The organism is Campylobacter concisus, from assembly GCF_003048835.2.
Lineage (GTDB): Bacteria > Campylobacterota > Campylobacteria > Campylobacterales > Campylobacteraceae > Campylobacter_A > Campylobacter_A concisus_D.
The window spans coordinates 246,525-257,876 of record NZ_CP060705.1 but is presented as its reverse complement, the minus strand read 5'-3'; the positions used below and the strand labels follow the sequence as shown (position 1 = coordinate 257,876).

Annotated in this window: 12 protein-coding genes; 4 read left to right on the top strand and 8 right to left on the bottom strand. The window is 38.8% G+C overall.

Annotated features, from left to right (window positions below):
- From CVT08_RS01285 to CVT08_RS01270, 4 genes are all read left to right on the top strand, one after another.
- Positions 1 to 1,251, top strand: a complete 1,251-nt coding sequence (locus tag CVT08_RS01285) for an adenylosuccinate synthase (protein WP_107856994.1) — start codon at positions 1 to 3, stop codon at positions 1,249 to 1,251.
- Positions 1,248 to 1,670 (top strand): flagellar export protein FliJ, encoded by a 423-nt coding sequence (locus tag CVT08_RS01280; RefSeq protein WP_103567010.1) that lies wholly within the window; start codon positions 1,248 to 1,250, stop codon positions 1,668 to 1,670. Before CVT08_RS01285 ends, CVT08_RS01280 begins: the two co-directional genes overlap by 4 nt.
- Complete coding sequence (locus CVT08_RS01275) at positions 1,670 to 2,233, top strand: MotE family protein (RefSeq protein WP_107856995.1); 564 nt, start codon at positions 1,670 to 1,672, stop codon at positions 2,231 to 2,233. Before CVT08_RS01280 ends, CVT08_RS01275 begins: the two co-directional genes overlap by 1 nt.
- A 92-nt stretch (positions 2,234 to 2,325) precedes the next feature.
- A complete protein-coding gene (locus tag CVT08_RS01270) occupies positions 2,326 to 2,826 on the top strand; it encodes an NAD(P)/FAD-dependent oxidoreductase (protein WP_107856996.1) in 501 nt (166 codons plus the stop codon).
- Between the two features lie 51 nt (positions 2,827 to 2,877).
- Here the strand turns inward: CVT08_RS01270 and CVT08_RS10305 are convergent, their stop codons facing one another.
- The 8 genes from CVT08_RS10305 to CVT08_RS01235 all read right to left on the bottom strand — a co-directional run bounded on the left by CVT08_RS10305 (position 2,878) and on the right by CVT08_RS01235 (position 11,334).
- The gene (locus tag CVT08_RS10305; RefSeq protein WP_265094282.1) at positions 2,878 to 3,009 is read right to left on the bottom strand and encodes a hypothetical protein; all 132 of its coding nucleotides are present in this window, start codon (positions 3,007 to 3,009) and stop codon (positions 2,878 to 2,880) included.
- A complete protein-coding gene (locus CVT08_RS01265; protein WP_159070993.1) occupies positions 3,002 to 3,151 on the bottom strand; it encodes a hypothetical protein in 150 nt (49 codons plus the stop codon). The genes CVT08_RS10305 and CVT08_RS01265 overlap by 8 nt, the downstream gene beginning before the upstream one ends.
- Positions 3,152 to 3,390: 239 nt before the next feature.
- The gene (locus CVT08_RS01260) at positions 3,391 to 4,029 is read right to left on the bottom strand and encodes an HAD family hydrolase (RefSeq protein WP_107856540.1); all 639 of its coding nucleotides are present in this window, start codon (positions 4,027 to 4,029) and stop codon (positions 3,391 to 3,393) included.
- Between the two features lie 72 nt (positions 4,030 to 4,101).
- Entirely contained in the window at positions 4,102 to 5,118 is a 1,017-nt protein-coding gene (locus CVT08_RS01255) for an OmpA family protein (RefSeq protein WP_107856539.1), read from the bottom strand.
- A gap of 153 nt (positions 5,119 to 5,271) precedes the next feature.
- Positions 5,272 to 5,661: a 30S ribosomal protein S9 gene (rpsI, locus tag CVT08_RS01250; protein ID WP_021084780.1), complete on the bottom strand. Its 390-nt coding sequence runs from the start codon at positions 5,659 to 5,661 to the stop codon at positions 5,272 to 5,274.
- Positions 5,662 to 5,663: 2 nt separating this feature from the next.
- A complete protein-coding gene (gene rplM, locus CVT08_RS01245; protein WP_002939292.1) occupies positions 5,664 to 6,092 on the bottom strand; it encodes a 50S ribosomal protein L13 in 429 nt (142 codons plus the stop codon).
- Positions 6,093 to 6,172: 80 nt separating this feature from the next.
- The gene (locus tag CVT08_RS01240) at positions 6,173 to 8,992 is read right to left on the bottom strand and encodes a RecB-like helicase (protein WP_107856538.1); all 2,820 of its coding nucleotides are present in this window, start codon (positions 8,990 to 8,992) and stop codon (positions 6,173 to 6,175) included.
- On the bottom strand, positions 8,989 to 11,334 hold the full coding sequence (locus CVT08_RS01235; RefSeq protein ID WP_107856537.1) for a PD-(D/E)XK nuclease family protein: 2,346 nt from the start codon (positions 11,332 to 11,334) through the stop codon (positions 8,989 to 8,991). Before CVT08_RS01235 ends, CVT08_RS01240 begins: the two co-directional genes overlap by 4 nt.
- Positions 11,335 to 11,352: the final 18 nt, after the last annotated feature.

Genomic DNA, 11,352 nt, shown 5'->3' with positions numbered 1-11,352 from the left:
ATGAGAAAGGCTGATTTAGTAGTTGGTGTTCAATGGGGTGATGAGGGCAAAGGCAAGATAGTTGATATGCTAGGACTAAACTATGACATGATTTGTCGCTCTCAAGGTGGCCACAACGCTGGTCATACGATCTGGGTCGATGGCGTAAGATACGCGCTCCACCTTGTCCCAAGCGGAATTTTGCACAAAAATATCATAAATATCATCGGCAACGGCGTCGTTGTCTCTCCAGAGGTGCTCATCACTGAGATGGCGCAATTTGACAACTTAGAGGGCAGACTTTATATAAGCGACAAAGCACACTTAAATTTAAGCTACCACAGCCAAGTCGATCAAGCAAAAGAGCGCTTAAAAGGCGAAAAAGCGATCGGAACGACTGGCAAAGGCATCGGACCAACATACGCAGACAAGATAAGCAGAAGCGGCCACAGAGTTGGCGAGCTACTTGAGCCAGAGCGCTTGTGTGATGCTTTGATGCATGACTTTGAAACAAATAAATGCGTATTTGACGCTCTTGGCGTAAAGATACCCGAAGAAAATGAGCTACTTGAAGAGCTAAAAAGATATAAAGAGGTGCTTGCTCCATTTATCGCAAACACTACAAATTTAGTTTGGAAAGCGCTTGATGAAGATAAAAAAGTCCTACTTGAAGGCGCTCAGGGCACACTTTTAGACATCGATCACGGCACATACCCTTATGTAACTAGCTCAAATACCATAAGTGCTGGTGCTTGCACAGGCCTTGGACTAAATCCAAAAGAGATAGGCAAAGTAATAGGCGTCATCAAAGCATATACAACTCGCGTAGGCCACGGACCTTTCCCAACTGAAGACAAGGGCACAAATGGCGATAAGATGTGCGAGATAGGTAAAGAATTTGGCACAACAACAGGCCGCCGCAGACGTTGTGGCTGGTTTGACGCAGTAAGCGTAAAATACGCTTCAAGGCTTGACGGCGTCGATACTTATGCACTTATGAAGCTTGACGTGCTTGATGGCTTTGAAGTGGTAAAAATTTGTAAAGCATATCAATATAACGGCGAAACTATCGACTACGTGCCAACAGATCTTGAAAATGCAACGCCTATTTATGAGGAGCTTGCAGGCTGGGATAGCGTAAAAGGCATCAGCCGATATGACGACCTGCCAGCAAACGCAAGAGCATATATCGAGCGTATCGAGGAGCTAACTGGCGTGAAGGTCGGCTATATCTCAACAAGCCCTGAAAGAAGCGATACGATCATTAGATGAAAAGTAAATTTACCTCCGTCGTCCGCGTCAAAAAGCAGGAGATGGATAAGGTAGAGGCTAAGCTCGTCGTTGCTAGGCTAAATGTAAGAAGTGCCGAAGAAAAAATAGCACTCTTAAGAGCCAAACTCAACGAGTTTAGCCTGCCAAAAAGTGGCAACATAGGCGAGCTAAGAGAAAATTTAGAGCTCATAAATATAGCAAGAGCCGAGCTAAGTGCCTGCAAAGAGAGCTTAGAGATAGCAAAAAAAGAGGTCTTGCACTACGAGCACAAATATAAAAATGCGAATTTAGAGTATGAAAAGATGAAATATCTAGAAAAAGAAGAATTTAAAAAAGAGATAAAACGCATACAAAAGGCTGAAGCGCTGGCTCTTGATGAGTTTGCAGTTATGAAATTTGCAGCCAAAAGCGAGGCGTGATGAGAGCTGTTTTACTCTTTTTTATAGTTATAAATTTTGCATTTTGCTTTGAAGTGCCGGTTGATTGCACTCAGATCTTTGAAGCTAGAAAAGAGGAAATTTCAAAGGAGCTTGAGGTCATCGACGAGCAGCGCCAAGCCCTAGAGGTCTTTCGAGCAAGCTCGGCTGCAGCTTATGAAGAAAACAACAAAAAGCTCGCCAAAAAAGAGGCTGATCTAAATGCGACGATGAAAGTGATCGAGCAAAAACGCAAAGAGATTGACGAAGTTGTCGCTAAAAATGAAAAAATTTTAAAAGAGCTTCGTACGATGACTACCGATAAAGTCAATGAATCCTATGCCAAAATGAAAGATGGTGCAGCAGCCGAAGTGCTCTCGCAAATGCCAAGATCAAATGCAGCCACCATACTTTATGCCCTTGATGCCAAAAAGATCTCAACCATAATGGCTAAGATGGATCCAAAGGTTGCCTCTGAGATCACAGCCCTACTTCAAAAAGGCCCTCCATTTGTAGATGAAAAAGGCGATATGCCCGCTCCAGCTGGAAGCATAAATATGCAGTAAATTTAACTTACTGCTGCTCTATAAAAGCCAAATTTAACTGACAAATTCAACCTATTTGCTCACCCTTTCTCAAATTTTTACTCCTGCTCTTGTTGTATAAATTTAGTGGCGATGTGCTTTTTACGCACAGAGGTATAAGTGGTCCAGTGATACTAAATGCCTCACTCTTTTGGCAGAAGGGTCGAATTTGCATAAATTTTTTGCCTAAATTTAGTGAGAAAAATTTAGTAAATGGCAAAAAGCAACTTAGCTCGGTTTTGCCTTTGCCAAAGAGATTTGTGCTGGAGTTTTTAAGAAATTTTGGCTTAAAAGATAGAGCGTTTTACGAATTTAGCGACGATGAAAAGAGCATCATAAAAAGGCTTTTTGCTTATGAATTTGCCCCAGCTGGGACATTTGGCTTTGAAAGGGCAGAAGTTACAAAAGGCGGTATAAAAACAGAGTTTTTAGATAAAAATTTAGAGTGCAAAAGCGTAAAGGGGCTTTATTTTATAGGAGAAGTCTTAGATATCACTGGTATGCTTGGTGGATACAACCTGCATCTAGCCTTTGCAAGTGCTTTAAAGGTAGCTAGCGCTTTAAAAAATAGCTAATCAAATTCAGAGGAATTTAGCTAGTGGCAGCCAAAACTGCCACTAGATTTATTATTTCTCGCCTAGATACTCTTGTAGGCTTTTTACTTCAAGTGCTTTGCCAGTTTGAACTGTGCTTAGAGACTTAGCAGCTGCGAGTGCTGCGCGGATAGTTGTGAAGTATGGAATTTTAAATCTAGCCAAATTTTAAGCTCTCAAGCATTTTTATATCACTAAATTTATCTCTAAATTTTATAAAATTTGCTTCAAGCTCAGCCTTTCGCTTAAGTGCGATATCTATAAATTCTTGCTCTTTTTTGATACCAACAAAATCTCTATCTAACAAATTCTAACACAAGCATTTTAATTGCATATTTTGTTAGAAAATTTACCAAAAACAACAAATATTACTAAAAGCAAGAATTATTTAGATTAATAAAATAGTAGCAGACATTTTTGATATGAAATTAGAAAATTCTTTTTGATCCATCTAAAGCATTTTGTAATAAGTAAAAACAAAAAAATTTATGAATAAATTTATGTTTAAATAGTGTCAGACCCAAGTGCTTTAATAAACTTTCACTATTAAGCTTCTTTGATAAAGCTAACAGCCTCATGTGGATTTGCAAATATATGCTCGCTAAACTGCCTTAAATCAGACTCTTTACCATATCCGCACGTAAGGCCAACGCCCGTTATAAGAGCAGCTTTGGCGGCCTTTAAATCCATGATGGTATCGCCAATCATAAAGGTATTATCTTTTTCTTTGTCTAGTCTCTTTAAAGCCAAATTTATAGGTTCTGGATCTGGTTTTGGATTAACAACATCATCTCGTCCGACAACCGTTTTTATAAATTTCATAACACATAAATGCTCTAACAAAATGATAGAAAATTTTGATGTCTTTGTCGTAACAACACCAACATCAGCAAATGTGCTAGCTTCTTTTAAAGCATCCATAGCATGCGGTAAAAGCACGGTCTCATCTAAATAGATCTTCTCGTAGCAAGCTTTATACTCTTTTACATATTCACCTATTAAATTCTTCTTGGCACCAAGTTTTTCAAACATTATTTCAAGCGGATATCCTACTAGAGATTTTAGTGCATCATGATCAGGCTCTTTCTTGTCGTGAGCTAAAAACGCCGCATCAAAACCTTTTAAAATAGCAGAAGTAGAGTCTATAAGTGTGCCGTCTAAGTCAAAAAGTATAGTTTTTTTCATGATATTCTCCGCAGAAATAAAAAAGGGCTTAGCCGAAGCCAAGCCCTAAAGAAGTAATTTTAAATAGTAAAATTATTTGTTGAAAGTAGCTTCAACACGTCTGTTTTGAGCGCGACCTTCTTTAGTTTTGTTTGTAGCGATTGGTTTAAGTTCGCCGTAACCAACTGTAGAAATTTTAGCTTTTTCTACGCCGTAACCAGCAAGAACCTCAGCCACTGCTTTTGCTCTTTTCTCAGATAGTTTTTGGTTGTAAGCTTCTGCACCTACGCTATCAGTGTGACCAGCAAGTATAACTTTATAATCTGGGTGTTCGCCCATAAAGTCAGCTACTTTTTTGATCTCAGCTGCATAGCTTGGTCCGACTTTGTAGCTATCAAATGCGAAGTTAACATCTAGATCTCTAAGAACGATAACTTTCTCGCATCCTCTTTCGTCAACGACTACACCAGCTGGAGTATTAGGGCATTGATCGATATCATTTGGCACGCCATCGTTGTCATCGTCAAGAACTGGAGCTGGAGCTGCTGGAGCTGCTGCTACTGGAGCTGCTGCTACAACTGGAGCTGCTTTTGAGTCAAGACCGATGCCAAAGCCTAGTGAATAGAATACATTGTGGTCAGCGTGCTCAAATTTGATAGCGTCTCTTGCCTCTGCTTTAAGAGCAAATCTATCAGTTACTTGGTATCTTAAACCAAGACCATATTGACCAAAGCCACCATCTTCATTTTTAACAAAGATAGCTGGAACATCTTCATAACCAGCACCTATTAAACCATATAGGCTAACTGGTCCAAAGTCAACGATATTTTTTACAAGGTTTGCGTGGTATCTAAGAGCTCTACCATCTCTTACAACGTTACCTGTTCTCTCTTTTAATTTTTGAGAGTAATCAACACCAAGCTCAACTTGATCAAAGAAGAAATCTTCAAGGTTTCTAGCCGCTCTAATACCAACAAAATTGTGGTCTTTTACACGTAGATTTCCTTCTGGATGAACACCACCGATAGTTGGAGTGATCTCATAGTTGTATGCTGCGTTAGACGCGAAAACCGCTGTTGCGGCAACCATAGCTAAAGCAATCTTTTTCATAATAGAATTCCTTTCAAATAGGGTTTATTTTAAAGTGGTTTCATTTTACCTAAATAAAAATAAATCAACTTTAAATTATAACCAAATTCTTAATGTAAATCTGAAATTTACATAACCTAAATTTTGCAAATGCAAAAGCACTTGCAAAAACCATTAACGTTTAGAGAATTGCGGGCTTCTTCTAGCCTTTCTTCTACCAAATTTCTTACGTTCAACAACACGAGAATCTCTAGTTAGCAAGCCTTTTGGTTTAAGAGCTGCTCTAAAATCAGCATCCATGTCAGCTAAAGCACGTGAAATGCCATGTCTTAAAGCCTCAGCTTGTGCTGAATAACCGCCACCTAAAGTTGTAGCCACTACGTCTATTAAACTCTCTTGTTTTGTTACTAAAAGTGGTTGAATAACTTTAAGCTTGATAGCCTCGTGACCGCCAAGCCAAGTGTTAAGATCCATACCATTTACTACGATTTTACCGCTTCCAGCTTTTATCCAAACCTTTGCTACGGCAGTTTTTCTTTTACCAGTTGCATAAACTTTTGCCATAATTATTTTCCTTCTTTTTTAGCTATTTGTGCCGTATGAGGATGCTCACTGCCAGCATAAACTTTTAGTTTTTTTATCATCTCTCTTCCAAGTTTTGTCTTTGGAAGCATGCCACGAACAGCTAGCTTGAAAAGTTTTTCTGGCTTATTTGCTATCAAATCGCCGAATTTCTCGCTCTTTACGCTGCCAAAATATCCTGAGTGTCTGTGATAAAGTTTATCTTCAGCTTTGTTATTACCAGTAAATTCTACTTTAGAAGCATTTATGATGATAACATAGTCGCCACAATCTACGTTTGGCGTGAAGCATGGTTTGTTTTTGCCACGAAGTATAGTTGCTACCTCAGTTAGCAATCTACCAAAGCGCTTACCAGCTGCATCGACTACGATCCAGTCTCGCTTAACTTCGTTTGGCTTTGTTATTTTTGTCATTTTCTTACCTTTGCCAAGTTAATTTTTGAGTTGTGATTGTATTTAAACAATGCTTTAATAAAGCTTAAATTAAGTAGCGTTTAAACTTCAATATATGAAATTTTGCCTTCAAGTGCATAGAAGATGACGGCGATTATACTATGTTTTTCATAAAATTTAGCGAGCGCATCTTTATACTCTTCTACCTGTTTTTTGTTCTCTTCTATATTTTTATCTGTCGTTTTATAATCAATCACGCAAATTTCACGATCATTAAAGCAAAAAAGATCCATCTGTTTTAGCTCATTTTTTACTTTGAATGGCTGCTCTTTGTAAATTTCTTTGCCCTTTATGCACTCTATAAATTTTTGCTCTCCTATAAGCATTTTTGCCCTAGTAAGGGCATCTTCAAGGACTTCAAGTGTCAAAAATTTATGAAATTTATTTAGCATCAAATTTTTAGCTTTTTCTAGTGAAATTTCATCAAATTTTTCGCTCATCTCAAGCAGATAGTGAAACGCAAGGCCAAAATATATCGCGCTTAAATTTTTACCACTCGTCTTTTGCTCTTTTGCCTCAATCTCTTGCCTCTCTATCTTTAAAATTTCAGGCATTTTTTCATCTTTTTTTAGCTCTTTTTGCTCGCTCTTGCTAGGCAAAATTTTGCCGAAGCTAAACTCTTTTAGATCAAGATAGTCGTTTGCTTCGCTCTTGTCGCTTTTTGTGTAAAATGAAAAAAAGCTTGGGCTACTTCCGCTTGGGACGGCTTGTTTGATGATTATGAGCGACTTTGTGGCTCTTGTGAATGCGACGTAAATTTTATTGATATTTTCTTGCTTTTCAAGCTCTTTCATCTGCTCTAAAACGCTTGCATAGTCGCTATCAAAATTCTCTCTACCTGAAATTTTACTCTTTACGATCCATTCGCCCTTTTCGCTGTATTCGGTTATGAAATTTGAGTCATCACCCCTGCCCTTGCCCATCATATCGCAAACTATGACGTGAGCGAATTCTAGCCCCTTTGACTTATGCACGGTCATCACTCTCACGCCGTCGCTACTTTTTGGACTGATCTTTGAGCTAAAGTTTTCAAGGTTAAATATAAAATCACTTAAATTTTTATACCCCACGCTTAGCTCAAACAGCCTCAAGATATCAACGTCTGCCATGCTTATGCCTAAATTTTTAGCTAAGTAAAATAGGCTATTTGTAGCGCTCTCTTCAGGCTTTATATTTAGTTTTTTGACATTTGCATTTACTAGCACTTTTACATTTTTTTCATAAATTTCTTCTTTAAATAGGCAAAATTTCGCATACTCGATGATCGCTGCGACAAGTGGCGTTCTTTTTAGCTCCAAAGTGCCTTCATTGACGCTTTTTATCCCTTCACTGCTAAGCACTTCTGAGATGAGACTGATGTCGCTATTTTTCCAGCAAAGCACGGTTATATCGCTTGCATTTACGCCAGCTTTTAAAAGCTCTTTTGCCTGCGAAACGACCGCACCTGCGATATCTTCACCACTTAGCACACGCAAGTAGCCGTAGTCGTCTTTTTCTACTTCAAAGTATGCACACTCGTCGCTTACCTCGTAGCTTAGCGTCTCATCTTTTTTGGCTGGCTCTTGCGGCTCAAAACTAAGCCCATATCTATGATAAATTTCTTCAAAAACAGCGTTATTAAATTTCACCAAAGCCTTTAAACTGCGGTAGTTGCTTGGTAAATTTTCTATATCTATCTGGCTAAAATCATCTCCAAGCTTATCAAAAAGCTCCTTTTTGCCGCCTCTAAATTTATAGATGCTCTGCTTCGTATCGCCGACGTAAAAGAAGCTCCCAAGCCCGTTTTGTCCGTATCCAGAGACGATTTCAGCGATGAGCGGTAAGATGATCTCATACTGGATTACGTTTGTATCTTGAAACTCATCAACCAAGAGGTGATTTATCCTGCCATCAAGCCTAAAATAAAGTGCCTCTTTGTCTAAGCTTTGCACCAAAAGCTTAAAAACCAGCTTGTTTATATCAGCAAAACTTAGCGCATTTATCTCCTTGTTTAGCTCTAAATTTGAAGCCTTATAAAGCTTTAATAGCTTACTAAAACCACTTAGCCTATACTTTTCAACCTCTAAGATGTAGTTTTTCGCTGCCTCTTTTAGCTCACAAAAAAGCCTATCAAGCTCAGGGGTGTAAATTTTGCTAAAAGTGCGGTAGTCTAGGCTTTGCCTAGCAAAAACCTTATTCTTAAATAGCTCAAATAAATTCTGCTCGCCAAATGTCTTTTTAGCCGTATCGCTAGCGCCATTTTGCAAGGCTATATGCTCATTTAACGCCCTTTGCGCCGCCCTTACCTTGCTATCATCTGGATAGCTTGCGCCACTATCTTTTAGCTCTCCACCAAAACTCTCATAAAATTTCGCCAGAGTCTGCGAAAAGCTAGCCTCCTTTTGGCTTGAGATGATCATCATTAAGGCCAGCTCGCTAAGAAGCTTTTTATCCTTGCTCGCCTCTTTTACAAATTTTTTCCACGCCAGATCTTGCAAGCTATCTTGCACGCTGTAATCAGGGCTAAGCCCTAAATTTTGGCTAAATTTCTTTAGTATCCCAGAGAAAAACGCATCAAATGTATAAATTTTTAGCTCGCTTTGCAAAAAGACGCCAAGCCTCTCATCTCGCCTTTTTATCGCCTCATCTTGGCTTATATCAAGCTCCGCGCACACCGCTTCAAGCTCGCCTTTTTTGTTTTGCAAGTCCAAAAAAGTAGCGATTATGCGCTCTTTCATCTCGTTTGCTGCTTTTTTTGTAAAAGTTAGAGCGACGATCTCGTTTATATTTTCACCTCGAAGCACCAAAGCGATGTAGCGAACGCTTAGTGCAAAGGTTTTACCGCTTCCAGCACTTGCTTTTAGGGCTAAAAAATTTTTCATAACTCTCTCCTGCAAAGTGTAGCGTATTCGCAAAATGCGCAAGCACCGCTCTTTCTTTCAAAATTTATCTTGGTTTTGTTTATGCCTTTTAGCTTTTCTATCTCGCCGTTTAGATCCTCTACGCTTTTTTTCGAGCTAACTAAGCTAGGCTCGTTTTTTAGGGCATAGTAAGCACTTCGCACCTCTCTGCCGTAAAGCGCCTCGTAAAAGGCAAGCTGGAGCGAATTTACATTTGCTTCGCCCGTTTTATAATCAAGTATAAGCACGTCGCCGCTTGCGTCCGCATCGATCCTATCGATAAATCCCTTTATCTGCACGCCGCAAAACTCGCTTTGCACCTCTTTTTCGCACTCAAGCACCCTAAAACCAGCCCTTAAACGCTCGTTTTCATAAATTTCATACTCTTTAAATTTATGCGTCCAAATTTCAAACTCAAGTGGCGTAAGATTTTGCTTTGTTAGCATCTCTTTAAAAACGGCTAGATCAAAGGTGTTATTTTGCTTATAAAATTCACTCGTGTAATACTCAAAAAGTGCGCTATGAACGCTATTTCCTTGTTTTGTACCAAGCTCTTTTGCTACGCCTTTTGCAGGCTTTATGCCAGCTATCTTTGTGTAGTAGTATTTTCTTGGGCAGGTTAGAAATAAATTTAGCGTCGAAAACGAGAGTGGGTTTGTGAAAAAATCATGTTCTAAAATAACCTCATCATCCTTTAAATTTAAGCTCGCCTCTCCCTTTAAAAATAGCTTCAAATAGGCCTCGTCGCTAAATTTCTCATCTTTTATCGTTTTGAAATTTTTTAAAAATCTTGAAGGTATGCTCTCTTCATTTACACAGCAGCTTATCGCCACTTTTTTGGCGTTATTTATGAGGCTTTCGTAGTAAAATCTCTGCAAATTTTCACGCTCCACATAGCTTATAAGCCCCGCTTTTTGCCTCACTTTTGAGTTTAAAAACATCTCGTTTGCGCTTCTTGCGGGGATGAAGTTGTCATTAAAATCAACTATGATGACGCCATCAAATTTCATCCCACGGCTCTCTAGCATGCCCATGACGCTGATCTTTCCGCCGCCCACGTCGTCGATGCTTAGGCGCGAGATATTTAGCAAGAAAATTTCACTTAGCTGCTTTAAGCTAAAGCTAAAATACCTGCATAAATTCTCCATCCTAAAAAGCTCAAGCGCGAGCTTCTCTTCGCATTTTGGCTCATTTTCAAGCGCCAAAAGCTCGTCTATTAGCTCTTTAAATTTAGTAAATTCGCACAGCTCAAAATAGCCAGCCTTAAATTTCTCAAAAAACTGCTCACTCACGCCAAATTCGCTTAAAATAAAGCCAAGCTCCTCGTAGCTCTCACACTTGCTTTGATCAAAAACTGGGCTTGCCTCTTCGTTGATCGCTCTTGTGATGTAGTAAAGTGCTTCATAAAATTTTGTATTTTTAAAGCTCTCGCCCATGGCGTAGTTGAAAATTTTAGCGCTATCATGAAGCCTTAAAATCTCGCTAAAGCCCTCATCTGGCAATATGACAGCGATATTTTCAGGCTTTATGCCCTCACGCACAAACTCACTCGCCTTTGCCATAGCGTAAGCGCACTGCAAGCTTCTTGTGGCAAATTCTCTTACTAAAACTGGCTCAAATTTTGTGATATTTTCTAGGCAAGTTAGCTCGTTTGTATTTAAATTTAGCTCATATTTTTTATAGTTTTCAAACTCGCTAATGGCTGAAATTTGCCTTATCTTTTCGATTAGTTTTTTATTAAAAACGCTAGTTTGAAAGATGATCTTTAGCGTTGTTAGTTTTGATATTTTTTCTAAAATTTCCCACTCAAACTCGCTTAAAATGCCATCAATGTGCAGTGAAATTTCACTAAAACTTCTTATGTAAGCTTCATTGATGGAGTAAATTTTTGGCAAGGTTATATCATCATAAAGATCTTCTTTATCAAGCAAGCTCTCATACTCTTTTAAAACCGCTTCAAGTATGCTTAGATGCTCCTCAAAATCAGCATAAATATCGTTAAATTTAATATCAGCAATGCTCTTTTTGCTGATAGCAAGCTCTTTAAAAAACGAAAAAAGATAGTTGTTATTTTTCAAAAACTCAAAAAACTCAGTTGGTATTTTTAGCACCGAGTTTGCCTCTTTGACGCTGGCACAGGCTCTGTTCATAAGCACCAAAGCGTAGGTGCTATCGCACTCAAAGCGGCCATTTACAAAAACGACCTTTTTATAAAACTCTGCGATACTTAGGCTTTTTGGTATTAGCTCGTCATTAAAACCAGCGTTAAATTCCCTGATCTTACGCGAGTTTGTAAAGACGAAAAGTTGATTTAAATTGCGCATTTTTCTCTCTTAAATTTT

Bases quoted from the DNA above. Each gene is read 5' to 3' on its own strand.
- rplM (WP_002939292.1), bottom strand. From the start codon at position 6,092: ATGACAAAAATAACAAAGCCAAACGAAGTTAAGCGAGACTGGATCGTA.
- CVT08_RS01285 (WP_107856994.1), top strand. From the start codon at position 1: ATGAGAAAGGCTGATTTAGTAGTTGGTGTTCAATGGGGTGATGAGGGC.
- CVT08_RS01260 (WP_107856540.1), bottom strand. From the start codon at position 4,029: ATGAAAAAAACTATACTTTTTGACTTAGACGGCACACTTATAGACTCT.
- CVT08_RS01240 (WP_107856538.1), bottom strand. From the start codon at position 8,992: ATGAAAAATTTTTTAGCCCTAAAAGCAAGTGCTGGAAGCGGTAAAACC.
- CVT08_RS01280 (WP_103567010.1), top strand. From the start codon at position 1,248: ATGAAAAGTAAATTTACCTCCGTCGTCCGCGTCAAAAAGCAGGAGATG.
- CVT08_RS01235 (WP_107856537.1), bottom strand. From the start codon at position 11,334: ATGCGCAATTTAAATCAACTTTTCGTCTTTACAAACTCGCGTAAGATC.
- rpsI (WP_021084780.1), bottom strand. From the start codon at position 5,661: ATGGCAAAAGTTTATGCAACTGGTAAAAGAAAAACTGCCGTAGCAAAG.
- CVT08_RS01255 (WP_107856539.1), bottom strand. From the start codon at position 5,118: ATGAAAAAGATTGCTTTAGCTATGGTTGCCGCAACAGCGGTTTTCGCG.
- CVT08_RS01275 (WP_107856995.1), top strand. From the start codon at position 1,670: ATGAGAGCTGTTTTACTCTTTTTTATAGTTATAAATTTTGCATTTTGC.